Source organism: Nocardioides daejeonensis, assembly GCF_003194585.1.
Lineage (GTDB): Bacteria > Actinomycetota > Actinomycetes > Propionibacteriales > Nocardioidaceae > Nocardioides > Nocardioides daejeonensis.
Genome location: NZ_QHKZ01000003.1, coordinates 410,436 through 434,253 on the forward strand (window position 1 = coordinate 410,436; position 23,818 = coordinate 434,253).

General features: G+C 69.3%; 19 protein-coding genes. 5 read left to right on the plus strand and 14 right to left on the minus strand.

All coding sequences use genetic code 11. From position 1 onward, the window contains the following. Nucleotides 1–21 precede the first annotated feature (21 nt). The 5 genes from DNK54_RS10055 to DNK54_RS10075 all read right to left on the minus strand — a co-directional run bounded on the left by DNK54_RS10055 (nt 22) and on the right by DNK54_RS10075 (nt 6,270). Nucleotides 22–1,422, minus strand: a complete 1,401-nt coding sequence (locus DNK54_RS10055) for an MFS transporter (protein WP_162602389.1) — start codon at nt 1,420–1,422, stop codon at nt 22–24. 20 nt (nt 1,423–1,442) lie between these two features. After that, entirely contained in the window at nt 1,443–2,912 is a 1,470-nt protein-coding gene (locus DNK54_RS10060) for an AMP-binding protein (RefSeq protein WP_162602390.1), read from the minus strand. 78 nt (nt 2,913–2,990) lie between these two features. After that, on the minus strand, nt 2,991–3,704 hold the full coding sequence (locus DNK54_RS10065; RefSeq protein ID WP_110206821.1) for an SDR family NAD(P)-dependent oxidoreductase: 714 nt from the start codon (nt 3,702–3,704) through the stop codon (nt 2,991–2,993). A gap of 17 nt (nt 3,705–3,721) precedes the next feature. Then, nucleotides 3,722–5,335: a flavin-containing monooxygenase gene (locus DNK54_RS10070; protein WP_110206822.1), complete on the minus strand. Its 1,614-nt coding sequence runs from the start codon at nt 5,333–5,335 to the stop codon at nt 3,722–3,724. After that, nucleotides 5,332–6,270, minus strand: coding sequence for an alpha/beta hydrolase (locus DNK54_RS10075; RefSeq protein WP_110206823.1), 939 nt, complete (start codon nt 6,268–6,270; stop codon nt 5,332–5,334). The genes DNK54_RS10070 and DNK54_RS10075 overlap by 4 nt, the downstream gene beginning before the upstream one ends. 144 nt (nt 6,271–6,414) lie before the next feature. Between DNK54_RS10075 and DNK54_RS10080 the strand changes: the two genes are divergently transcribed. Further along, on the plus strand, nt 6,415–7,065 hold the full coding sequence (locus tag DNK54_RS10080; RefSeq protein ID WP_110206824.1) for a PadR family transcriptional regulator: 651 nt from the start codon (nt 6,415–6,417) through the stop codon (nt 7,063–7,065). A 243-nt stretch (nt 7,066–7,308) separates the two neighbouring features. On the opposite strand, the gene DNK54_RS10085 is transcribed toward DNK54_RS10080, so the two are convergent. Genes DNK54_RS10085 through DNK54_RS10105 form a run of 5 tightly spaced genes read right to left on the minus strand, consistent with a single transcriptional unit; the run spans nt 7,309 to nt 13,089 of the window. Continuing rightward, nucleotides 7,309–8,997: an AMP-binding protein gene (locus tag DNK54_RS10085; protein ID WP_110206825.1), complete on the minus strand. Its 1,689-nt coding sequence runs from the start codon at nt 8,995–8,997 to the stop codon at nt 7,309–7,311. A gap of 2 nt (nt 8,998–8,999) precedes the next feature. Next, entirely contained in the window at nt 9,000–10,007 is a 1,008-nt protein-coding gene (locus tag DNK54_RS10090; protein WP_110206826.1) for an ABC transporter ATP-binding protein, read from the minus strand. Then, nucleotides 10,007–11,041 carry an ABC transporter ATP-binding protein gene (locus tag DNK54_RS10095; protein ID WP_204164503.1) on the minus strand — a complete coding sequence of 345 codons (1,035 nt, stop codon included), beginning with the start codon at nt 11,039–11,041 and terminating at the stop codon, nt 10,007–10,009. The genes DNK54_RS10090 and DNK54_RS10095 overlap by 1 nt, the downstream gene beginning before the upstream one ends. A 10-nt stretch (nt 11,042–11,051) precedes the next feature. Continuing rightward, nucleotides 11,052–12,155 carry an ABC transporter permease gene (locus DNK54_RS10100; RefSeq protein ID WP_110206827.1) on the minus strand — a complete coding sequence of 368 codons (1,104 nt, stop codon included), beginning with the start codon at nt 12,153–12,155 and terminating at the stop codon, nt 11,052–11,054. After that, complete coding sequence (locus tag DNK54_RS10105) at nt 12,148–13,089, minus strand: ABC transporter permease (RefSeq protein WP_239460041.1); 942 nt, start codon at nt 13,087–13,089, stop codon at nt 12,148–12,150. The genes DNK54_RS10100 and DNK54_RS10105 overlap by 8 nt, the downstream gene beginning before the upstream one ends. Before the next feature lie 291 nt (nt 13,090–13,380). Between DNK54_RS10105 and DNK54_RS10110 the strand changes: the two genes are divergently transcribed. From DNK54_RS10110 to DNK54_RS10125, 4 genes are read left to right on the plus strand one after another with little or no spacing between them, the layout of a single operon-like run. Then, entirely contained in the window at nt 13,381–14,796 is a 1,416-nt protein-coding gene (locus DNK54_RS10110; protein ID WP_110206828.1) for an aldehyde dehydrogenase family protein, read from the plus strand. Next, on the plus strand, nt 14,796–15,899 hold the full coding sequence (locus DNK54_RS10115) for a Zn-dependent alcohol dehydrogenase (protein WP_110206829.1): 1,104 nt from the start codon (nt 14,796–14,798) through the stop codon (nt 15,897–15,899). Before DNK54_RS10110 ends, DNK54_RS10115 begins: the two co-directional genes overlap by 1 nt. After that, nucleotides 15,896–16,834, plus strand: coding sequence for an alpha/beta hydrolase (locus tag DNK54_RS10120; RefSeq protein ID WP_110206830.1), 939 nt, complete (start codon nt 15,896–15,898; stop codon nt 16,832–16,834). The genes DNK54_RS10115 and DNK54_RS10120 overlap by 4 nt, the downstream gene beginning before the upstream one ends. Next, nucleotides 16,831–18,429: a flavin-containing monooxygenase gene (locus tag DNK54_RS10125; protein WP_110206831.1), complete on the plus strand. Its 1,599-nt coding sequence runs from the start codon at nt 16,831–16,833 to the stop codon at nt 18,427–18,429. The genes DNK54_RS10120 and DNK54_RS10125 overlap by 4 nt, the downstream gene beginning before the upstream one ends. A 151-nt stretch (nt 18,430–18,580) precedes the next feature. Here DNK54_RS10125 and DNK54_RS10130 read toward each other — a convergent pair whose 3' ends face one another. The 4 genes from DNK54_RS10130 to DNK54_RS10145 all read right to left on the minus strand — a co-directional run bounded on the left by DNK54_RS10130 (nt 18,581) and on the right by DNK54_RS10145 (nt 23,817). After that, nucleotides 18,581–19,534, minus strand: a complete 954-nt coding sequence (locus DNK54_RS10130) for a hypothetical protein (RefSeq protein WP_110206832.1) — start codon at nt 19,532–19,534, stop codon at nt 18,581–18,583. Nucleotides 19,535–19,749: 215 nt separating this feature from the next. Beyond that, complete coding sequence (locus tag DNK54_RS10135) at nt 19,750–21,339, minus strand: ABC transporter substrate-binding protein (RefSeq protein WP_110206833.1); 1,590 nt, start codon at nt 21,337–21,339, stop codon at nt 19,750–19,752. 275 nt (nt 21,340–21,614) lie between these two features. Further along, the gene (locus tag DNK54_RS10140) at nt 21,615–23,342 is read right to left on the minus strand and encodes an N-acyl-D-amino-acid deacylase family protein (RefSeq protein WP_110206834.1); all 1,728 of its coding nucleotides are present in this window, start codon (nt 23,340–23,342) and stop codon (nt 21,615–21,617) included. A 46-nt stretch (nt 23,343–23,388) separates the two neighbouring features. Further along, nucleotides 23,389–23,817 carry a Zn-ribbon domain-containing OB-fold protein gene (locus tag DNK54_RS10145; protein WP_110206835.1) on the minus strand — a complete coding sequence of 143 codons (429 nt, stop codon included), beginning with the start codon at nt 23,815–23,817 and terminating at the stop codon, nt 23,389–23,391. Between the last annotated feature and the right edge of the window lies 1 nt (nt 23,818).

Here is a 23,818-nt window from a genome sequence, read left to right on the forward strand (position 1 = left end):
CGGCGTCAGGGCGCTCCGGCGTCAGGGCGTGGCAGCCAGCACACGGCGAGCGGTGCGCGCCTGGACGCCGCAGACGGTGGCGGCGACAAGGCAGAAGGCGAGACCGAGCCAGCCCGCCGCGCTGTAGCCCGCATCCGTGGGATGACCACCGCGGGCAAGATGCTGGAGCACCGCGACCGAGAGCGCACTGCCGGTGGCGAAGCCGAGCATCCGCACGACCAGGTTGAGCGCCAGGGCACTGCCCGTCTCCGTGGCCGGCACGACGCGGACCATCAACCAGGGGATCGAGTTGAAGGTAGTGCCGCTGCCGATGCCGCCGACCAGCATCACCAGTGCGATCTGCCAGAGCTGGTCATGCCACAGCGCCAACATGAGGTTGGAGACGCCGAAGGCCAGGCAGCCCAGCGGCAACAGCAGGTCGGCACCGATCACCGGTCCCATGGCCAAGGCGATCCGGTTGCCCAGCACGCTGGCGACGGCGTACGGCGTGAGCATGAGACCCGCCCAGGTGACCGAACGGCCCAACCCGTCGCCGATGCCCGGGTCGGCCTGCACCAGCACCATCACGGTGGCCATCATCAGATACATCCCGACGCCGCCCAGCAACGAGGCGACGTGTGCGCCGAGCACACCCGGGAGTGCGGCGACACGCAGATCGACCAGTGGCGTGGGATGGCGTAGCAGCCAGAACACGCTGAGCGACAGCACCAGGAGGGCCGCGGCCACCAGCCCGACGATCCTGGCGGAGGTGTACCCCCACGCCTCCGCACGGCTGATCGCCAGCAGGATGCAGAAGGTCGCGCCACCCAGCAGGAGGGTGCCGACGTAGTCGGTCGGGCCGTCCCCAGACGGATCCCCGGGGGGCACGACGCGCCAGCCGACCACCAGCGCCACGACCGTGAACACGAAGGCGCCCCAGAAGGCCCCCTTCACCCCGAGCACGTCGGCAGCCAGCGCCGCGATCGGGAAGCCGAGGCCCGCGCTGACCACGTTGGCGATCGAGATCGACGCCAGCGCGCGGCGCGCCCTCTCCTCCGGGAGCCGATCACGTGCGACTGCGAAGGCCAACGGGACGATCCCGAAACCCAGCCCCTGCAGGGCGCGGCCCGCCACCAGTGCACCGAACCCCAACGGGAGAGCGGCGATCAAGGTGCCGAAGCAGACCGCTGCCAGGCACACCAACGCGGCCGTACGCCGCCGGGTGCCGCCGCCGAGTCGGCCGACCAACGGCGGACTCAGCGCTCCAACGAACAGGGTCGCGGTCAACGACCACTGGGCGGCGCCGAGTGAGACACCCTCGGACTTGGCGATCTCGGGAACGAGGGGCGCCCCCAGGCTGCCGATCACCCCGATCACGGTCGTCAGGGTGATCAGGCCGGCCACCAGCAGACGGGGCGGCTCGTCGACCGCCGGAGCTGTCACCGCGCGATCGGTCGGGCCGGTCAACCCCTCGCCACCATCAGTCGTTCACGCACCACCGCGCGCAACACCTTGCCGGTGCTGGTGGTCGGCAGCTCATCGACGTAGACGATCGTGCCAGGAACCTTGTAGGCCGCGAGATGCTCTCGCAGGTGCACGCGCAGTGACTCCTCGGTGGGCCGGACGCCCTCCACCACGACACACGCCACCAGCCGCTCGCCCTGCCGTTGGTCCGGAACGCCGACCACCACCGCGTGAGCCACAGCCGGGTGATCGACCAGCACCCGCTCCACCTCCTGCGGGAGGACGTTGAACCCACTCACGATCACGGTGTCCTTGAGCCGCGACACGATCGCCAACCGGCCCTGGTCATCGATCAGCGCCAGATCGCCGGTGTCGAACCACCCGTCGGCGTCGACGACCCGCTCCGGGCTGTCGGCATAGCTCTCGAGCACGTTGTAGCCACGCACCCGGAGTCGCCCAGGGCCACCGCTGCTCCCAGGCCCCGCCTCCGCACGGGCCTCGATCCCCTCCAGCAGCTCCAGCCATGCGTGCTCCCCCGGCTCCGGGCCGATCCTGCCGATCGCCACCGAGCCGCAGGTCTCAGTCATGCCGTAGCCGGAGACCAGCTCCGCGATGCCCAGGTCGTCGCAGATCGCCCGCATCCGCACGGTCTCGACCTCGGTGCTGCCGGTGATCGCGAGCCGGACCTCGGCGAACCGGGCCTTCGCGAGATGCAGGTCGTAGTAGATCGTCGGCGGCCCGGCCAGCACGGTGAGCCGCTCGGCCGCCACCAGCTCGGGCAGCCGCGCGGCGTCGTACTGCCCGACGAGGCGGACCGCAGCGCCCACGCAGAGTGCGATCAGCAGCACCCCGTTGAAGCCGAAGGAGTGCGCCAGCGGTACGACGCAGAGCAGCCGGTCCTCGGCCCTGAGGCCGAGGCGGGAGGCGATGCCTGTGTAGAGGGTGGTGAGCTGCCCGTGGGTCATCGGCACGTACTTCACCGAACCCGTGGTGCCCGAGGTCGCGAGCACGATCGCCGGCGTCGTCGGTACGACGTCGGGAAGCTCCCCGAGCCGCTCGCTGCCGTTCGCCTCGAGGAGCTCCTCCGTGCTGAGGAGCGGCAGCTCCGGATCGCCGCTGCTCCACGCACCGGGGTCGGCCACGACAGCGACCGGGCGCAGCCGCTCGACGGCGCGGCGTCGGTCCACCGCGGGCACACCGTGCCCCAGTGGCACCACCGTGGCGCCCAGGTGGAAGACGCCGAAGGCCGCAACCACCCACGCGGTCGAGTTGCGGCCGACCAGCAGCACGCGGTCGCCGGGGCCCACCCCGCGCGATCGCAGCAGACGGGCGGCGACGACGACGTGCTCGGCGAAGCCGGCATAGGTCAGCACACGATGTCCGTCATCCAGTGCCACGGCGTTGCCGTGGGAGCGCGCGCGGGACGTGCACAGCTCAACGAGCGTGCGCGGCGGGGCGACCGAGGACATGCCTGCGATTGAACCAGCCAGGTGTCGGAGCTGCGGCATCGGTTCCGTTCACGAGATCGCCCGACCTCTCGTGTCGCACTAGGCGGTGGCTCCACCATCGACGACGAAGTCGGCACCGGTGGTGTAGGAGCTGGCGTCCGACGCGAGGAAGGCGACCAGCGCTGCCACCTCGTCGGCCGTACCGCGCCGCGGGATCGGCAGATGGCTCAGATCCATCGTGCTCTCCGCGATCATCGGCGTGTCCACGGACCCTGGGCAGACACAGTTGACCCGGATGCCCCGGGGAGCGAACTCCCGGGCCGCAGACCGGCTCGCCCCGCGCAGCCCCCACTTCGAGGCGGCGTACGGGAGGGCGCCGGCATGGCCGCGCAGGCCGGAGATCGAGGCGACGTTGACGATCGAGCCACCCGACGGCATCACGGGCGCGACGGTCTGCATGCCCAGCACCGGGCCGAGGAGATTGATGGAGAGGAGTCGCTCAAGGTCGTCCTGCGGCCAGGTGGTGATGTCACCGGTGCGATAGATGCCGGCGTTGTTGACGAGCACGTCGATACGCCCGTGCTGCTCCACCACCGCCGCGACCACCCGTGCCCAGTCGTCGCGGGAGGCGGTGTCGTGGTGGTGCCAGGAAGCACCGACTCCGGCAGCGGTGGACTCGACCTCGACGGCGTCGACATCGGTCAGCACGACGGTGGCCCCGAGCTCGGCGAAGAGCTCCGCCTCCGCGGCACCCTGGCCTCGGGCGGCCCCGGTGATGAGGACGACGCGGTCGTCACAGCGCACGAGTGTCATGGTGGGTGATGGTCCTCTCAGGAGCTCAGCACGTAGCCGCGGTAGCCGCCGTCACGCACCGACTCGCAGTGGTCGATATAGGTCTTGAAACCGCCGATGTAGGGGATGAAGCCGCGCGCCTTGCCCTCGATGTTGGCGCCCATGTACCAGGAGTTCGCCTTCGTGAAGAGCGTGCCGTTGGCAACCTCGTCAACGTGCTTGGTCCACGCGACGGCGGCGTCCTCGCGGGCTTCGGCAGCACGGAAGCCTCGTTCGTCGAGATGGGCGATCAGGTCGAGCACCCAGTCGACATGCTGCTCGGCGGTCAGCACCATGTTGGCCAGCACCGACGGGCTGCCTGCACCCGAGATGTTGTACAGGTTCGGGAAGCCCGGCACCGAGAGACCGAGCAGCGTCAACGGCCCGTCCGCCCATCTCTCGGCCATCGTCACGCCATCCGTCCCGCGCACGTCCATGCGCGTGAGGGCACCGGTCAGCGCATCGAAGCCGGTGGCCAGCACCAGGGTGTCGAACTCGTAGGAGCTCGTCGCGGTCTTCGCACCCCACTTCACGAACGTCTCGATCGGCTCCCGACGCAGGTTCACCAGCGAGACGTTGTCGCGGTTGAAGGTCTCGAAGTAACCGGAGTCGGTGCAGATCCGCTTGGTGCCGATCGGGTGGTCGTTCGGGATGAGGTCCTCGGCGACCTGCGCATCGTGCACCCGGCTCCGTACCTGCTCGGCGGCGTACTCGCGGGCCAGGTCGTTGATCTCGGGGTCGATGGTCTGCCGCGGGAACGCTTTGGCGAAGAGCACCCCGCCCCGCTGCCACCACTCGTCGAAGACCGCGCGGCGCTCCTCCGGGGTGAGGTCGAGCGCCTCCCGGTCGTAGCCGACATGCGGCGAGCCAGCCGTGCTGGCCCACGACTTCGCCCGCCGCTCGGCGTAGGTGCGCAACGCCTCGGCGTACTCGTCGTCGGGGATCGAGCGGTTGAACGCCGGCACGCTGAAGTTCGGCGACCGCTGGAAGACGACGAGCGACTCGGCCTGCTCGGCGAGCAGCGGCACCGACTGGACGCCACTCGACCCGGTGCCGATCACGGCGACCCGTCGGCCGGTGAGGTCAACCCCTTCGTGCGGCCAGTTGGCGGTCATCAGCACGTCGCCCTCGAAGTCGTCGAGGCCAGGGATGTCGGGGCGGTGCGGGGCCGAGAGGCTGCCTGTCGCGCAGATCAGGTGGCGGGTGGTGGCGACGGTGCCCGCATCGGTGCGGACGGTCCACTGCGCCGACGCCTCGTCGAAGCTGGCCGCAAGCACTCGCTCGCCGAAACGGTAGTGCCGACGCAGATCGAAGCGATCGGCAACGTGCTCGATGTAGCGGAGGATCTCCGGCTGGGTCGCATAGCGCTCCGACCAGCGCCACTCCTGTTGAAGCTGCTCGTCGAACGAGTAGGAGTAGTCGAGGCTCTCGACGTCGCAACGAGCCCCTGGGTACCGGTTCCAGTACCAAGTGCCACCGGGGCCGTGGGCAGCTTCGATGCCGAGCACCCGATGACCGCGCTCGTTCGCGCGATGCACGGCATAGAGGCCGGCGAATCCGGCCCCGATCACCACGACGTCGTGGTCGGCTGTCGTCTCTTGAGGACTGGTCACGATGTACTCCTGGGAGTCGGGGCGGTCGCCAGCAGCGCGGCGATGTCGCGCCACAGCAGCGAGCGCGCGGAGGCTGCCGGGGCGAACGGGCCGATGGTGGCGAAGCCGTGGAACAGGTCGGGGTAGTGCCGGTGACGCACGGGTACGCCGGCACTGCGGAGGGTTGCGGCGTACCGCTCTCCCTCCGAGCTGAGTGGGTCGCGACCGGCGGTCACCACGACTGCCGGGGCAAGGTCGCCGTGGTCGTCGGCGCGCAGCGGCGCAACCTGCCAGGCGGGCTCGGGGAGCGCGGCACCCCCGAGGTACTGCTCCCAGTACCACTCCATCGCAGCGCGGGTGTTGAAGTGGCCGGTGCCGAAGCGGCGGTAGCTCTCCGTCTCGAAGTCGGGCTCGATCACGGGGTAGAGCAACACCTGCCCGGCGAGGTCGATCCCCGCAGCGCGGGCCCGCAGTGCCGCGACCGCGGCGAGGTTGCCACCCGCGCTGTCACCCGCAACCAGCACGGCGGCCGGGTCGACACCCCACGCCTCGGCGTGCGCCACGACGTGCTCGACCACGGTCGACATGTCGTCGGCGGCGGCCGGTGCGCGGTGCTCGGGAGCCAGGCGGTAGTCGACGGAGACGACCACCGCGCCCGTGTGCTTGGCGAGCATGCGACAGAAACCGTCATGCGTCTCGATGTCGCAGAAGACGAAGCCGCCTCCGTGTGCGAAGACGACGACCGGGCGAGGCTGCTCCTGCGTTCCGTGCGGGAGATAGCGCCGCACCGGCACGCCGTCGAGGACGAGGTCCTCAGCCGCCCTCACGTCATCGATGTTGGCGACCGGCTGGCGTCGCGCCGCTACCGCCGCACGCGCCTCGGCTCCGGTCATCTCGTGCACCGGCGGGAATCCGCCGTCCAGCACGGCGAGCATCTGATCGACCTCGTCCAGCATATCGCCTCCTACCACTATCGTTAGCAGTATTCCTATTAGAAATACTCGGCCGACGCAAGCGGCGGTCCCAACCGGCTGGAGGTCCGAACAGAAATATGACTGCCCGACACAGTTATCGGTGCAGGATTCCAGTAGAGTGCGGGCATGCCGAACGAGGAACCGACAGACCTGCCCAGCCTCCGGCCGACGAGCTGGGCGACGCTGGGACTGCTCTCCTTCGGGGAGGAACTGTCGGGCTACGACCTGAAGAAGTGGGCCGACTGGAGCCTGCGCTTCTTCTACTGGGCACCGTCCTACAGCCAGATCTACAGCGAGCTGCGCAAGCTCGAGGAGATCGGCTACGCCACCTCACGCGTCGTCAACAAGGACGATGTCCGCGGCAAGCGGCTCTACCGGATCACGCCGGCCGGCGAGGAGGCGATGTCCCGCTGGGCCAACGAGGCGCCGGTCGAGCCGGCCGTGCTCAAGCACGGCGTGATGCTGCGGATGTGGCTCGGCCACGCCGGAGACCCCGCCCACCTGCGCGAGGTGCTGGTCGAGCACCGCGACCATGCCGAGAAGATGCGGGTCCGTGCCATCGCCGATGCCGAGGGCGCCGCCCACGAACCCGGCTGGGCGTTCCCGCTGATGGTCCTCAACTGGTCAACGAAGTACTACGAGGACGAGCGCGACCGCGCCGACGCCATGCTCGCCGACCTCGACAAGCTCGCCCGCAAGCAGGGCCGCAGCCGCAGCTCCCGTCGTACCTCCAGCGCCCGTCGTACCTCTGACGAGCTCCGCAGCCACTCCTCCTGACGCCGACTTCGCGCAAACGCCGCGTTGAGTGCGCTCAAACGCAGCGTTGAGAAGCCAGGTTCAGCACGTCGAGTCGCCACGTTCGGTGCATAGAAAGCGACTTCTCGCACTTCTCGCCCTAAACGTGATGGTGCGCCTCGCCTGGGCCTGACATCTCAACCCCGCATCTGCGCGCACTCAACGCGTCACTTGCGCGCACTCAACCCCGCATTCGCGCGCACTCAACGCGTCATTCGCGCGCACTCAACCCCGCACTTGCGCGAAGTCGACGCTAGGCGGGGGGAGGAGGGCCTGGCGGCTGTGGGCGGTGAAGTCGGCGGCGATGGCAGCGCGGGAGGCGTCGTCGAGGAGGACGTACTCCTCGGTGCGGCCGACGCGCATCCAGACGGGGTCGGTGGTGCACCAGGCGGCGGCTCGCAGTGGCGCCTTGTTGACCTTGTTGCTTCCCGTCAGCGGGATCTGGTCGACGATCCGCACGTAGCGAGGCCACCACTTGGCCGACATCTCCGGCTGTTCGGCGAGGTGGCGGCCGAAGGAGGCAGCGTCGAACTCGGCGCCCGGCTCCAGCTCGATCGCACACATCACCTGATCGCCGGTGCTGGCGTCGGGGACGGCGTACACGGGCGCGGAGAGGACGCCGGGAAGCCGCTGGATCACCCGCTCCACCGGCGCCGCGGCGAAGTTCTCACTGTCGACACGGAGCCAGTCCGACGACCGGCCGGCGAAGTAGAAGAAGCCCGCCTCGTCGCGGTAGGCGAGGTCGCCCGTCCAGAAGTCTTCTCCGTTGATCCGGTCAGCCATGGCGCCCGGGTTCTTGTAGTAGCCCTCGAAGGTGTGCGCGAGGCCCACCCCGACGATCTGGCCCACTGCCTCGCTGTTGACCAGCCGGCCGGCCTCGTCGAACCGGGCACGCGGGCACTCCTCCCCCGTCGCCTCGTCGAGCACCCGTACGTCGGCACCACCGACCGGCAGCCCCAGGGAGCCCGACGGTGAGTCGGGGGTGCGGTTGATGCGGAGCACGCCTTCGCTGAGGCCGTACCCCTCCATCACCTCGCAGCCGAACCGCTCGGTGAAGCGAGCGACGTCCACTTCAGACGCTTCGGTGCCGAAGGCCAGCTCCAGCGTGCTCTCCCGGTCCTGCGGGAGCTCCGGCCGGCTGAGGACGTAGGAGAGCGCACGCCCGACGTAGTTGACGAAGGTGACGCCGTGCCGGTGGATGTCGGGAGCGAAGGCGCTCGCCGAGAACTTGCGAACCATCGTGACGGTGGCTCCCGCATGCATCGCCGCACCCAGGTTGAGCATCAGCGCGTTGCCGTGGAAGAGCGGCATGCACAGGTAGGTCACCGAGCTCCGACTCAGCCGCGCCCGCACGACCATCGCCTCAAGCAGTCGGCCGAGCCGGCCCTGACCGACGATGACGGCCTTCGGCGCTCCGGTCGAACCGGAGCTGAAGAGCAGCAGCGCGATCTCCTCGGGCCCCGGCCTGCTCTCCGGGAGCTCCGCGCCCTTGAACGGCGCCAGGAAGTCGAGGTACGCCGGGTCGTCCACGTTGACGATCCGCTCGGCGGGGATCCCGTGGTCGGTCCCCTCCAGCAGATGCGCGAGCCGGCTCTCGGTGACGACGAAGTCGACGTCGGCGTGCCGGATGTCGTGGGCCAGCTCCGGACCGCTCCGACTGGAGTTGATGCCCACGACGACAGCTCCGGCGAGCGCACCGCCACAGATCCAGAAGACGAAGTCGGGGACGTTGTCGAGCAGCACCCCGACATGGATCTGCCGCCCCTCCGGGACCGGTACGGCGGCACTCAGCGCCGCGGCGCGCTGCGCACCCTCACGGACCACCTCGTCCCAGGTCCAGGTGCTGTCCTCGAAGACCAGGCCGCGGCCCTGGTCACCCCATCGGGCACGGACCACATCAGCAAACGTCTCCACGATCACACCTCCGCGTGGTGGCAGGCGACCAGGTGACCGCTGACCGACTCCCGCAGCGGCGGTGCCTCGGTCGCGCAGATCTCGGTGGCCAGGGGGCAACGGGTCCGGAACCGACATCCGCTGGGCGGGTCCAGCGGCGAGGGCAGCTCGGCGTTGGTGACGCCGACCTCCTCCACCTCAAGCTCGGCGTCGGGCAGCTGGGCTTCGGGCACCGACTCGAGCAGCAGCTTCGTGTAGGGGTGCAACGCGTGCTCAGCGAGCCGGTCGGCGGGGATCACCTCGCAGATCCGGCCGAGGTACATCACCATGATCCGGTCGCTGATGTTCTTCACCACGGCGAGATCGTGCGCGATGAAGATCATGCTCAACCGGTAGCGCTGCTTAGTGTCCTCGAGCAGGTTGAGGATCTGCGCCTGCACCGAGACGTCGAGGCTCGAGACGGGCTCGTCGCAGATCAGCACCTGCGGATCGAGCATGAGCGCTCGTGCGATGCAGAGCCGCTGGCACTGGCCACCGGAGAGCTCGTGGGGGCGACGGTCCCAGACCGACTCGGGGTCGAGGCCGACCGCGAGCAGCAGCTCGCGGATCTGGTCCTCGGTGACCTTCCGCCCCCAGATCCGCGGCCCCTCGGCCACCAGGTCCTTCACCTTGCGCCGCGGGTTCAGCGACGAGACCGGGTCCTGGAAGATCATCTGCATCTTGGCGCGCTTGCGTCGCAGCGTCCGGCCGGTGTGCCCGACCAGCTCGACGTCGTTGAGCAGCACCGAGCCGGAGGTCGGCGGGGGCAGCTGCATCAGCGCGCGGCCCGCGCTCGACTTGCCACAGCCGGACTCGCCGAGGATGCCGAGCGTCTCTCCGTCGCGGAGCTCGAAGCTGATACCGGAGACCGCGTGCACGGTACCGCCGCCCTTGGCCGGGAACTCCACGACCAGGTCGTCGACCACCAGCACCCGCTCATCGCCCCGCTCCTCGGGTACGGCGGGGGGCTGCGTCGCGAGCGTGCCGGACATCAGTTCTCTCCTCGGTTCACGGGGTGGTGGCAGGCGAAAAGGTGACCGGTGGCGGCGGGCTCCAGCTCGGGCAGCACCGTGCGGCAGTCCTCCTGGGCATAGGCACACCGCGGCGCGAAGCGGCAGCCGACCGGCGGCTGCACCATGTTGGGCGGCGCGCCGTCGATGGCCGCGAGCCGTACGTGCGGCGGCTCGTGCAGGCGTGGGATCGCGCGGAGCAGGGCCTCGGAGTAGGGGTGCCGCGGATCTGCGAACAGGGTCTTGGCGTCGGCGGTCTCGGCGACCCGGCCGGCGTACATCACCGCGACCCGGTCGGCGCGGCCTGCGACGACGCCCAGGTTGTGGCTGATCAGGATGATCGCCATGCCCATCTCGGCCTGGAGGTTGCCGAGCAGGTCGAGGATCTGCCGCTGCACGGTGACGTCGAGAGCCGTCGTGGGCTCGTCGGCGATGAGCAGGGCCGGCTCGTTGGCCAACGCCATGGCGATCACGACACGCTGGCGCATGCCGCCCGACATCTCGTGCGGAAACTGGTCGATCCGTCGCCGCGGATCCGGGATGCCGACGAGATCGAGCAGTTCGACAGCCCGCTCCCGGGCCGGCGTACGCCCGAGCCCCTGGTGCTTGCGCAGCGTCTCGGTGAGGTGCACCCCGATCTTCTTGACCGGGTTGAGCGCAGTCATCGGGTCCTGGAAGACCATGCCGATCTGCGAACCCCAGAGGGAGCGAAGATCCTTGGGGCCCAGCGACTGGACGTCGCGGCCGTCGAACATCACGCGGCCCGAGATCGTCGTGGTCGGCCCCGTGGTGTGCAGGCCCATGATCGTGCGGCCGAGCACCGACTTGCCGGATCCTGACTCGCCGACGATGCCGATCGTCTCGCCGCGGTCGAGGGTGAAGCTCACCCCGTCGACGGCCTTGAGGTCGCCGCGGGCGGTGTGGATCACGGTCCGTAGGTCTTCGACCGCGAGCAGGGTGCCGCTTCGCGGCCGCTCTGCGGGGCGGGTCGACTCGCGGGTGGCGTTGCTGGTCACCGTCGGCACCTCAGATCTTCGCCTGGCGGGGATCGAAGCGCTTGCGCGCCTTCTCCCCGAGCATGTTGAACGCGAACACGGTCAGGAAGACCGCGGCGCCAGGCACCAGCACGATGTGCGGGTGCTCCTCGAAGGTGTTGCCCTCGCCCTCGGCGATCATGTTGCCCCAGGACGGCTCAGGCGCCTGGATGCCCAGGCCCAGGAAGCTGAGCGACGACTCCGCGACGATCAGCACGGAGACGATGATCATGCCGTAGGAGAGCAACGGCAGGATCACGTTGGGCAGCAGCTCTCGCATCATCAGCCGCAGGTGGCTGGCACCCATCGCCTTGCCGGCGAGCACGAACTCGCGCTGCACGAACGTGAGCGTGCTGGCACGGGCCATCCGCACCATGCTGGGCAGCGCCATCAGCGAGAGCGCGAACGCGATGTTGGGCAGTGTCGGGTCGAGCACGGTGGCCAGCGCGATCAGCAGGATGAGCGGCGGGATCGCGAGGAGCGAGTTGGTGAGGATGCCGACGGTCGCGTCGGTCAGCTTGCGGAAGTAGCCGGCGGCGATCCCGATGGAACCCCCCACCACGAGGGCGATGACGACGGCGCCGATGGAGACGACCAGGGAGGCGCGGGCGCCGTAGATGACACGCGCCAGAAGGTCGAGGCCGAAGTTGTTGGTGCCCAGCGGATGGTCGGTCAGCAGGTCCGGCCGGGCCATCACGGGCTGGTCGAGCGTGAGCGAGAGGTTCTGCTCCTCGGCCAGCGGAAGCATCGGCGCGAAGACGGCGGCCAGGATGATGATGGCCAGCCAGATCGCGCAGAGCCAGGCAGTCAGGTCGAACTCCGGACCCTTGCGACGGCGGCCGAGGGCGGCGCCGCCGGCATGCATGAGGATCAGGCCGAGCAGCGCCACTGCGGCGGTCAGCCAGCCCTGGCCGCGCAGGGCAACCAGCGCGACGACGAAGGCAGCCACACCGGCAAGCAGGGGTAGCCAGCAGCGCAGCAGTCCCGGCGTCCCGAGCCGGACGGCGGCAGCATCCTCCGCCGAGACGACGGTGACGGCGGCAGCCGCCGGATCCATGGCGCCGGCCGGATCCGTGGTCTGGGCGAGGTCAGACATGAGCCCTCCTGATCCGCGGGTCGAGGTAGCCGTACGAGGCGTCGATCAAGGCATTGGTCAGCACGTATATGACGGCGATGACGAGCACCGCACCTTGCACGGTCACGAAGTCCCCGGTGTTGGCGGCACCGATCACCAACGAGCCCATGCCGGGCAGCGCGAAGAGATACTCGACGATCACCGTGCTGCCGATGAGGCGGCCGAGACCGATGCCCATGAGCGTCATCAGCGAGAACGAGGACGGCCGCAGGGCATCGCTCACCATGATGTGCACCGGCCCCATGCCCTTCGCCTTGGCCGACATGATGAAGTCGTCCTGCAACGTGGTCACCAGGTCGTTGCGCAGGATCCGGGTGAACATCGCGGTCTCGGCGAGCGCGATCGTCAAGGCGGGCAGGAAGGCGTGATAGAGGTTCTGCCCGATCCCGTCTCCTAGCCGGGTCCATTGCGCCCGCGGGAACCAGCCGAGCCCATTGGCGAGCACCATGATGATGAGCAGACCCGCCAGGAAGCTCGGGATGGAGAGGACACCGAGCGCCCCCGCGCCGACAAGCCGGTCGACACGGCCCCCAGGTCGGTACGCCGACCACATCGCCAGCGGGATGCAGAAGAGCAGCGCCATGCCCATGCCGAGCACGGCGAGCTCGACGCTGACCGGCAGCGCGCCGGCGATCCGGTCGGAGATCCCGTTGTACGGCGGCACCACCGACTTGCCGAGGTCACCGGTGACGGCGTGGCTCAGCCAGTCCCAGTAGCGGACGAGCAGCGGATCGTTGAGGCCGAGGTCGTCGCGCACCGCGGCGTACTCCGCCTCCGTGCGCCCCTCGCCCAGCATGGTCACCGCCGGGTCGGTGTCCATCTTGGAGACCAACCAGAACGTTCCCAGGCTGACGATGAACAGCACAGCCACGAGCTCCGCGACGCGCTTCAGCACTTTGGTCAACGTCTCCTCCTTCCACAAGTCCAGCGGTGAGCCAATCACCGAGAGCGGCCTCGGCGAGCGTCACTCCCATCGCGCGGGAGCACTTCGTCACGTCGGCAGCCCACCAACTCATCGATATGACTAGTCGGCATATTGGCAACTCGAATATTACGGACACAGCGAGCGGCTGTCACTTCTCCCCTGCCATCAAATGGGAGCGATCGCTTGCGAGCCGCAACTATTTCATTTAGACATAGTGAAAGTTGGAATGCTACCGACCGAACGAGGAGCAGCGAGCGGGCCATGGACAAGCACGAGAACATCTATCTGGACGGCACCTGGGTGCTGCCGCACGGCGACGAGTGGCACGACGTCATCGATCCGCGGACCGGGACGCCGACCGCCTCCGTCCGTCTGGCCGACGAGCAGGACGTCGACCGTGCGGTCGCCGCCGCCCGACGCGCGTTCGAGGGCGCTGCCTGGCCCCTGCCCGACCGGCTCCGCGCCCTGCGCGCTCTGCATGACCGGATCGCCGAGCGGACAGACGAGTTCGCAGACCTGATCTCCGCCGAGATGGGCTCGCCCGACCAGTTCTCACGCCAGGTGCAGGTCGGCATGCCGCTCGGCACCCTCGCCACGACCATCGAGGTCGCCGAGAGCTACGACTTCGACGAGCCGCTCGGGCCGTCCTTCCTCGCCCGCGAGCCGATCGGCGTCGTCGCTGCCATCACGCCCTGGAACTTCCCCCTCCACCAGGCGATGGCCAAGATCGGCTCCGCCCTCGCCGCCGGTTGCCCAGTGGTGCTGAAGCCGGCGGAGCTCACTCCTCTGTCGTCGTACCTGCTGGCGGAGGTCGCCCACGAGGTGGGGGTGCCCGCCGGCTGGCTGAACGTGCTGGCCGGCCGCGGGCCGGTGGTGGGTGAGGCACTGGCCCGGCACCCGGACGTCGACATGGTCACCTTCACCGGCTCGACCGCTGTCGGGCGCCGGATCGGCGCCCTCGCCGCCGAGACCGTCAAGCGGGTCACCCTCGAGCTCGGCGGCAAGTCGCCCAGCGTGCTGCTCGACGACCTGAGCACCGAAGAGTTCGCACGTGCCGTGCAGACCTCGGTCGGCTTCGGCCTCATGAACACCGGGCAGACCTGCGCCGCCTGGACCAGGCTCATCGTCCCCGAGGAGCGGTACGACGAGGCTGTCGCCATCGCCACCGCGACCGCGGCCGCCGTCGGTCCGACCCTCGGCCCGCTCGTCTCCGAGACGCAGTGGCAGCGAGTCGCCGGGCACCTGCGTGAGGCGGTCGAGGATGGGGCCCAAGTGCTGCACGGCACCGCCGAGCCATCCCTGCCGGAGGCCGGCTACCGGATGGAACCGGTGCTGCTCGGCGGCGTCACGCAGGAGATGCGCGTCGCCCGCAACGAGGTCTTCGGGCCCGTGCTCGCGCTCAGCACCCATCGCGGCGACGACGACGCCGTCGCACTGGCCAACGCGACGCCGTACGGCCTGAGTGCCGGCGTCTTCGGCGGCGACGCCGAGCGCGCTGTCGCGGTCGCCCGTCGGATCCGCTCCGGGACCGTCCACGTCAACGGCCTCAACAGCAACCGCCTGGCACCGTTCGGCGGCTACCGCCAGTCCGGCAACGGCCGCGAGTACGGCCGCCTCGGCCTCGAGGAGTTCCTCGAGGTCAAGTCCATCCAGCCGCCCGCACCCCAGGAGAACTGATGCCCGTCAGCCGTGCCGCCGTCCTCGAGTCCAGCCCCGGAGACCTCGTCCTGCGCGACGTCGTCGTCGACGATCCCGCCCCCGACGAGGTGCTCGTGCGCACCGTCGCTGCCGGCGTCTGCCACTCCGATCTGCACTTCATGCGCGGCGTGATGCCGCATCCCGTGCCGACCGTCCTCGGACACGAGGCCGCAGGGGTCGTCGAGGCCGTGGGCAGCGCCGTCCACGACCTCGCACCGGGCGACCACGTCGTCGAATGCCTGTCGGTCTTCTGCGGCCGCTGCGAGTTCTGCCTCTCGGGCCGTCCGGCGATCTGCACCAAGGCAGGGCTCGGCCGACCCGCCGGCGCGCCGCCGCGGCTGCGACTGGACGACCAGCCGATCACTCAGTTCCTGCACCTCTCCAGCTTCTCCGAGCTCGCCCTGGTGCACCGCAATGCGCTCGTGCGCATCGACGACCGGATGCCGCTCGACGTCGCCGCACTGCTCGGCTGCGGCGTGCTCACCGGACTCGGCGCGGTCTTCCGCACGGCCGGCGTACGGCCCGGAGAGACGGTCGCAGTGATCGGCTGCGGCGGAGTCGGGCTCAGCGCGATCCATGGCGCCGAGCTGGTGAGCGCCGCGAAGATCGTCGCGGTCGACACGGACCCGGCGAAGCTGGAGCTCGCGAAGAGCTTCGGGGCAACCGATGTCGTAGACGCCTCCCAGGTGGACGCCGTCGAGGCGGTCCGCGACCTCACCGACGGCGGTGTGCACCATGCCTTCGAGGCCGTCGGCCTGGCGCGCACCACGCAGCAGGCCTTCTCCATGGCCCGGCGCGGCGGCACCGCCACCGTCGTCGGCATGATGGCGCCCGGCGAGCAGGTCAGCATCTCCGGGATCGAGCTGCTGGTCGAGAAGAGGCTGCAAGGCTCCCAGATCGGCTCCAACCAGTTCATCACCGACATCCCCCGCTACGTCGACCTCTACCTGGCCGGCAAGCTGCGGCTCGACAGCCTGGTCTCGCGCAGCACCGGTCTCGACGGCATCAACGATGCCTACCGGCGGCTCGGCGAAGGCGGAGTCGCCCGGCAGCTCATCACGTTCGGAGGTGAGCCCCGGTGACCCTCGACGACGCCACTGCCACGCTCCTCGCCCAGCTGGCCGCCGCCGGTGGGCCGCCGATGCATGAGGTGACGCCGGTCGAGGCGCGCGCCCGCATAGCCGGACTCGCCCAGCTCTACCCACCTGGTCCCGAACCGGACCGGAGCGAGGACGTGCTCATCTCGGGGCCGGGCGGCGAGTTGCCCGCACGCGTGCTGGTGCCGTCGAACCCGCGCGGCATCCTGCTCTACCTGCACGGCGGCGGCTGGGTGGTCGGCTCCATCGCCGAACACGAGGCGTTGGGGCGTCAGCTCGCCGAGGCGACCCGCTGCACGGTCGTCCTCGCCTCGTATCGGCTCGCCCCGGAGGCACCCTGGCCGGCCGCGGTCGACGACGCCTGGGCGGCATTGACCTGGGTCGACGCACACCGCTCGGAGCTCGCCGTCACCGGTGCGCCCCTGGTCGTCGCCGGGGACAGTGCCGGCGGCAACCTCGCCACGATCCTGGCGCGCCGGGCCCGCGAGGACTCCGGGCCGGCGATCGCACTGCAGGTGCTGGTCTACCCGGTCACCGACCACGACTTCGACAACGCCTCCTACACCGATCCGGCCAACCAGCTCGCCCTCAACCGGGACACCCTGCGCTGGTTCTGGGACCACTACGTGGCGGCCGAGCACCGGGACCATGCCGACGTCTCCCCGCTCCGTGCCGAGGACCTCGCCGGGCTGCCACCGGCCGTCGTGGTGACCGCCGAGCACGACGTCCTGCGCGACGAGGGCCACGCCTACGCCGAGCGCCTCCGCGCCGCCGGCGTCGCCGTCGACCACCGCGACTTCGCAGGGCAGATGCACGGCTTCTTCACCATGGTCGGGCTGTTGCCCGCACAGGGCGAGGCTCTGGCTCACGTCGCCCAACTGATCGACCTACACCTCGCCCAGGAAGGGGCAATTCGATGAGCACCCGCACTGTCGACGCCGTTGTGGTCGGAGCCGGTTTCGCCGGCCTCTATGCGCTGCACCGGCTCCGCGGCCTCGGACTCGACGTCCAGGTCTACGAGGCCGGCTCCGATGTCGGCGGCACCTGGTACTGGAACCGCTATCCCGGTGCTCGCTGCGACATCGAGAGCATCTACTACAGCTACTCCTTCGACGACGACCTCGCCCGCGAATGGGAGTGGAGCGAGAAGTACGCCGCCCAGCCGGAGATCCTGCGCTACCTCGAGCATGTCGCCGACCGGTTCGACCTGCGGCGCGACATCGCCTTCGAGACCCGGGTGAGCAGCCTGCGGTTCGACGAACCGACCGGACGCTGGACCGTGACGACAGAGGACGGCGTACAGGTCGAGGCGACGTACGTCGTCCTGGGGGTGGGCCTGCTCTCGTCGGCCAACCTGCCCGACATCCCCGGCCGCGACGACTTCGCCGGGCCGGTGCTGCACACCGGGCGGTGGCCGCACGAGCCGGTCGACTTCAGCGGGCTGCGCGTCGGGGTGATCGGGACCGGCTCCTCCGGCATCCAGACGATCCCGATCGTGGCGCAGCAGGCCGCCCACCTCACCGTCTTCCAGCGCACGCCCAACTTCAGCCTGCCGGCACACAACCACACCCCGGATCCCGAGCACATCGCCGATCTGAAGGCCCGCTACCCCGAGGTGCGCGAGCAGGTGCGCACCAGCTCCTACGGCATCCTGCTCGACCCCCCGACCCAGAGTGCACTGGAAGTCAGCGAGGAGGAGCGGATCGCGACGTACCGGGAGCGCTGGGCCGAGGGCACGCTGACCGGGATCCTGCAGGCCTACAACGATCTCGTGCGCAACCAGGAGTCCAACGACACCGCAGCCGACTTCGTGCGCGAGCGGATCGTCGAGCTGGTCGACGACCCGCAGACCGCGCAGGACCTGACGCCGCGCGGCTACGCGTTCGGGACCAAGCGACCCTGCCTCGACACCGGCTACTACGCCACCTTCAACCGCGAAGACGTCGAGCTGGTCAACCTCCGGCGTACGCCGATCGAGCGGATCACCGCCTCCGGCGTGCGGACGAGCGAGGCGGAGTACCCCCTCGACATGCTCATCTTCGCCACCGGGTACGACGCCATGACCGGCCCCCTGCTCGCCCTCGACATCGTCGGCCGTGGCGGCCGGTCCCTGCGCGAGGCCTGGGCCGAAGGGCCGCGCAGCTACCTCGGCATCAGCGTCGCCGGCTTCCCGAACCTCTTCACCGTCACCGGCCCGGGCAGCCCCTCGGCACTCAGCAACGCAGTGGTCTCCATCGAGCAGCACGTCGAATGGCTCAGCGACCTCATCGCCCACCTGCGGGCCACCGGCCGGACTCTCGTCGAGGCCGACGAGGTCGCCGAGAAGGAGTGGACCGATCATGTCCAGGCCGCCGGCAACGCCACCCTCTACCCGCAGACCGACTCCTGGTACATGGGCGCCAACATCCCCGGCAAGCCCCGCGTCTTCCTCCCCTACATCGGCGGCGTCGGCGCCTACCGCGCTCACTGCGACGACCTCGCCGCCCGGGGCTACCCGGGCCTCCTCCTGCGCTGACCGGCAGGCGACAAGTTTCCCCGCCCGGGCGGGGAACTTGTCGCTTGTAGGCCGTAGCTACGCAAACCAAGCACACAATTCCTGTACGCAGTGTGACGCGTGAGGCGACATACGGCGCCACGACAGGTGCCGCGGCGGGACCAGGACCGGCTCAAAGCGAGCCACCTGCGGCGCGCTCCAGGCGTCCGGTGATCCGCCGCGCAAGCCGAGCCCGGCTGTCGAGCTCGGCCCAGACCACGCGCATCCGATCCCAACCGAGCCGGTCATCGATCCGCTGCTCACGTCTCTTCTCGCGCATCACGACGTCGACCGCGTCCTCCCCGGGCCGAGCAAGCTGCGCGTACTTCACCCGTCCGTCGAACTCGAGGAACACGCCGTACTCCGGCCAGGCAAGGTCCAAAAAAGCGATCACACGACCCCAGGCGTCACGTACCTCGAACTGGGGCACGGGCATCGGGATCCCGAAGACCCAGCACAGATGGCGCACCCGACTCTCGCCGGGCGACTCGATGCGCGGATCCATGAGCGAGAGCAGAAGTCGCAAACAGTGCGCACCCGGCCAATGCGTCATCCGCTGCGCTTGCCGATGCATCTGCTCCGCCGTGACGAGCCGCTTGTGCAAGGCGCCATCGGCAGCAACCAAGCCGTGCTCGAGGTCGGTCATCGTGGCGTACTCGAGCACGGCCCGGGCGGGGTGGGTGGCGCGGTCTTGGCCGACGTCGACGCCGTCACTGTCGACCAACATCCCGCGGTGGTGACATATCCCCGCTTCCTTGCGGCCCGCCGTACGGCGCCCGGTGATGTGGACGTCGCGGAGATCGGCCTCCCAAACGGGTAGGTCGTGCGCAAGAAGGGCGGTGACATGCGAGAGGAGGACCGGGCTGCGCGCATGTCGTTGAACCGATCGCGCGCGGATCAAGTGCTGCTCAACCGGGGTCTTCCGCTCCCAGGCCTCCGTGACGGCGTAGGCGCCGTTCCGGATCCGGGTCCACACCCCTCCCCGGAGGCGTCGCTGGATGAAAGCGTCGTCGTACCCGAGGGCCAGGAGCTCCGTGCGAGAGATGTAGCCGGTGTCCTCTGTCCGTGGTGTCCACAGTGTTGTCATGCGGCGATGCTTCCGCCGCGGAGAACGCGCCGATCCGGCACCATCACCGCCTGTGGAAGAGCGTCCGCCTCCACAGGAAGCCGCACCAAGATCGGGCTACTGATCGGCAGCTCACCTGGGACTGTGTGACGTTATTGCATGCTTGTGTGCCGTAGCTACACACACCAAGAGGGTGATTCCCCGCCCGGGCGGGGAATCACCCTCTCTGGAAGGGATCAGGAGATCCAGGCGTCCTCAACGAAGAAGATCGAGGAGGAGCCAGGGACGACGCCGTGGACGTTGTCGTTCCACACGGTGATCTCGGGCATGGGGCTCCAGTTGAGGAAGGGGACGTCCTCGTTGATGATCTGCTGGGCCTTGTCCATCGCGGCGAGCTGGGCGTCCTGGTCGCCAGCCTCCTGGAACTCCTGGATCGCCGCGTCCATCTCCGGGCTGGTGACCATGCCGTAGGTCTGGGTGCCGGAGCTGTGCAGGGTGGAGTACATCTTGGAGAACGGGTCGGCCTCACGGAAGCTCAGGCCCCAGGCAGCGACGTCGTAGTCGCGGTTGACCGCGATGGCGTTGATCTGCTCGGCGACGGTGCGCTTGAGGTCGAGCGTGACCTCGAAGCCGATCGCCTCCAGGTTCGCCTTGACCGCGAGCGCGGTGTTGCGCGAGCCGGGGTCGGAGGCGTCGAGGTAGTTGATCTTGCCGTCGTAGCCGTCGGCCTTGGCCTCCTCGAGGAGCTTCTTCGCCTCGTCCGGGTCGTAGGCGAGACCCTCGGTGTCGGTGTGCCAGCGCGAGTAGTCCATGAACATGGACGAGCCGGCCAGGCCGTGGCCGCTGTAGGCGCGCTCGCGCACCAGGTCCGGGTCGATGCCCATGGCAAGCGCCTTGCGCACCCGCGCGTCGGCACCAGGGTGACCCTCCGTGGCGTTGATCAGCGCCACGTTGCTGGCGGCCACCACGTTCATGTAGCCGTTGGGGTCGGTGTCGAGCATGGCGTCGACCAGGTCGGGGTCACGCAGCAGCACGCTGTCGATGTCGCCCTTCTCCATCGAGTCGATGCCGGTCTTCTGGTCCGGAAGGTAGACGATCTTGAACGAGTCGAGGTTCGGCGCACCGTCCCAGTAGTCCGAGCGAGCCTTGAGGGTGATCGACTCCTGCGGCGCCCACTTGTCCAGCGCGTAGGCACCGGCACCGACCGGCGCGAACTCCGCGCCCTTGTCCGCGGACTTCGCCACGATCATGCCGGGTCCCGTGCTGAGGATGCTCGGGAAGAGGAACCAGGGGTTGCCGAGCTTGTAGACGATGGTCTGCGGGTCGACGACCTGGACCTCCTGGACGTTGCCCGCCCACAGCGCGGCCTCGGGACCCTTGTTGGTCGCGTAGCGCTCCTGGCTCCACTTGACCGCCTCAGCATCGAGCGCGGTGCCGTCGCTGAAGGTGATGCCCTCACGCAGCTTGAGGGTCCACTCCGTGCCCTCGGCGTTGCTCTCCAGCGACTCGGCGAGCTTCGGCACGAAGTCGGTCTTCTCCGGGTCGTACCGCATCAGCGTGTCGTAGATGGCCGCCATCTCCACGCCACCAGTGGTGGCCGCGGCGATGGTCACGGCCGGGTCCAGCGAGCGGGGCTCGCTGAACGAGGCCCAGGTGAAGGTACCGCCCTTCGTGGGAGTGCCCGTGGAGGAGTCCCCCACCATGCCCTCCTGGTACGTACGCTCCTTGGGGCCGGAGTCGACACCCTCCGACTCGCTGCAGGCCGCCAGCAGGGCGGTCGCTGCCACCGCTGCCACCGCGGTGCGAAGCACTGGGAACCTGCGCATGACTGTTCTCCTTGTTTGGATCTCGGGATTGCTCTCAGCGACGCTATACCTATTAGACATACATCGACCAGCCCTATTTCATATCAGTGAGACTGGGGCTTGCGCGGCGCCTGCCTCCCACTCAACGCACCACTTGCGCGCACTCAACCCACCACTTGCGCGAACTCAACGCACCACTTGCGCGCACTCAACCCACCACTTGCGCGCACTCAACGCGCTACTTGCGCGCACTCAACCCACCACTTGCGCGCACTCAACCCACCACTTGCGCGCACTCAACGCGGGGTGGGCTGCGCGCCTCGCACGAGGCGGCCAGGCAGCGCACCGGTCGCCTCGCCGTTGCGGTAGGTCTCCTGGCCCGAGACGACCGTGTGGAGATAGCCGTCGGCCCGCTGCAGCAGCCGCCGACCGCCGGCAGGAAGGTCGTGGTGGACCTCAGGCTTGTGAAGAAGCAGCCCCTCGAAGTCGATGACGTTGAGGTCCGCCTTGTAGCCGGGCGCCAGCAGGCCCCTGTCGAAGAAGCCCACAGCCTCCGCGGTCGCGCGCGCCTGACGAGCCACCACGAACTCCAGAGCCAACCGGTCCGCTGCCCGATCCCGCACCCAGTGCTGCAGCAGGGTGGTCGGGAAGCTGCCGTCGCAGATCGTGCCGACGTGGGCACCGCCGTCGGAGAGTCCCGGGATGGTGAACGGGTGCACGAGCTGCTCGCGTGCCCCGTTCAACGATCCGTCGACGTAGTTCGTGAAGGGCTGGTAGATCATGCCGCGGCCGCCGTCACTGACCAGGATGTCGTAGATCAGTTCGGTCGGGTCGACACCCGCAGCAGCCGCCCTGCGGGCGAGGGTCTGGCTGGCGTCCGGCTCGTAGTTCGGCTGGTTCTCCAGCTCGAACATCACCTCGATCCGGTCCAGGAACTGACCGCCGATCAGGTTCGGGTTCTTGACGATCCCGATCTCGAGGATCTCCCGCCGTACCTCGGGATCCGCCATCCGCCGCGCCCGCTCAGCCAACGGCAGGTCGGCGATGCGCTGGTACGCCGGGTTGGAGACGAACGGGTTGAGGGTGAGGTCCAGGCCGAGCAGGATGCCGATGCCGCGGACGGCGACCTGGGCACGGAGCCGATGCCCCTCCGCGTTCGCCTCCTCGAGGAAGGCAAGAGCCTTGCGGAAGCGGTCCGGGTGGGCAGCCGTCTGCGAGAGCGAGAAGGACATCGGCCGACCGGCCGCGGCGACCATCGACCGGATCAGGTCGAAGTCGGTCTCGATCGACTCGTCGTCCCAGTCGGTGACGAGCTGCAGCACACCCTTGCCCGACGCACCGATGGCACGGGAGATGGTGGTGAGCTCGTCCCGCCCGGCGGCGTACGACGGCGTGAGCTCCCCCGAGATCGACTTGTGGTTGAGCGTCCGCGACGTGCTGAAGCCCACCGCACCGGCCTCGATCGCCTCGACCGCGAGCTTCGCCATCAGCTGCGACTCCTCCTCGGTGGAGAGCGTGTGCGCCGCGGCGCGCTCCCCCATCACCCGGACCCGCAGCGCCGCGTGCGGCACCTGGGCGGCGAAGTCGAGGTCGTGAGCGCGGGTCTCCAGCGCGTCCAGGTACTCGGGGAAGGACTGCCAGGTCCACGGCAGCCCCTCGGTGAGGGCGACGCCGGGGATGTCCTCGACGCCCTCCATCAGCTCCACCAGCCGGTTGCGGTCCTGCGGCTGCACCGGCGCGAACCCGACGCCGCAGTTGCCCATCACCACGGTGGTCACGCCGTGCCAGGAGGAAGGCTGCAGGTAGCTGTCCCAGGTCGCCTGTCCGTCGTAGTGCGTGTGCACGTCGACGAAGCCGGGCGCGACGATCGCGCCGTCGGCATCGATCTCCTGGCTGGCGCGGCCACTCACCTGGCCGACCTCGACGACGATGCCGTCCCTCACGGCGACGTCGGCGGTACGGCGCGGCTCACCGGTGCCGTCCACCAGCGTGCCGCCGCGAACGATCAGATCGAACTCACTCATGCTCTTGGTTCCTCTCGGAGGCGCTGCACCTGGTCAGGTTGCGCGGTCAGGAAGTGGTGTCGGGTCGGTAGCGGAGCAGGGTCGTGCCGGAGTCGGGGTCGCGGTCGAAGACCGGCTCGACCCGCATGCCGATGCGGATGTCGGCCGGCTCGACGCCGACGAGTTCGGTGCTCACCCGCGGTCCCTCGTCCCACTCCACGACGGCCAGCAACTGAGGCACCGCGTCGACCCACGGAGGTGCGGTCGGACGGTCGGCGACGGTGAAGGTGTAGACGGTGCCGCGGCCGGAGATCTCCCGCCACTCCAGGTCGTCCGCAAGCGTGCGAGGCGCCAGTGTGCGCGGGTAGAAGACGTACTCCCCCGCCGAGGGCGAGTACTGGATGAGCACCCGGCCCTCCGCAAGCGCATCCCAGAACGGCTGGGACACCGGCGTCGGCTCGGGCATCGGCTTGGGTTGCGTCGTCGGGGCGTTCATC